This window comes from Streptomyces sp. UNOC14_S4, from assembly GCF_020740835.1.
In the GTDB taxonomy this organism is placed as follows: domain Bacteria; phylum Actinomycetota; class Actinomycetes; order Streptomycetales; family Streptomycetaceae; genus Streptomyces.
Genome location: NZ_JAINFC010001032.1, coordinates 1 through 688, shown reverse-complemented (window position 1 = coordinate 688; position 688 = coordinate 1). Strand labels below are relative to the sequence as shown.

At 74.6% G+C, this 688-nt stretch carries 1 protein-coding gene; it reads left to right on the top strand.

Features of this window, described 5'->3' with window-relative positions:
- The first annotated feature begins 47 nt into the window (after positions 1-47).
- Positions 48-590, top strand: a complete 543-nt coding sequence (locus K6I34_RS37745) for a methylated-DNA--[protein]-cysteine S-methyltransferase (RefSeq protein ID WP_229332510.1) — start codon at positions 48-50, stop codon at positions 588-590.
- Positions 591-688 lie beyond the last annotated feature (98 nt).

Sequence of the window (688 nt, the reverse complement as noted above, 5' to 3'; positions counted from 1 at the left end):
CCTGACCGCTCCGTCCCCTGTACGCCCCCTCGTGAAAGGCGCGATCCATGGAAGCCGCAACGGTGCCGACCCCGCTCGGCCCCCTCAGCCTCGTCACCGTGGAACAGGGCATTCTCGCCAGCGGACTGACGGATCGTCCGGAGACCCTGCTGGCGGAACTTCCCGCGCCCCGGCACACCGAGCCCCTGCGCGTCCTGGACACCGCGCCCGCCTACTGCGCGTCGGCCCTCCAGGACTATTTCGACGGCCGACTGGACGCCATCGACGCCCTGCCCGTCGTCCAGACCGGCAGCGCCTTCCGGCTGGCCGCCTGGCGGGAGATGCGCCAGGTCGCCCCCGGCACCACCATCAGCTACCAGGAACTGGCCGCCGCCGCGGGCAGGCCGGGCGCGGCGCGCGCGGCGGGTGCCTCCTGCGCGTACAACCTGGTCCCGGTGATCGTGCCCTGCCACCGCGTCCGCCGCGCCGACGGGAACCTCGGCGGCTACTACTACGGCCTGCACATCAAGCGCTGGCTGCTCGCGCACGAACGCGGCGAGCGCGGCCTGCTGCCGCCCGCCGCCCCCCTGGCACCCGGCAGCAGCAGGTGAGCGCGGCGGCGGCCTACGCCCGGGTCCTGCGCTCCGGCGGCTTCGGACGGCTGTGGCTGGGCTCGTCCGTCTCGCTGCTCGGCGACGGCATGACGCTC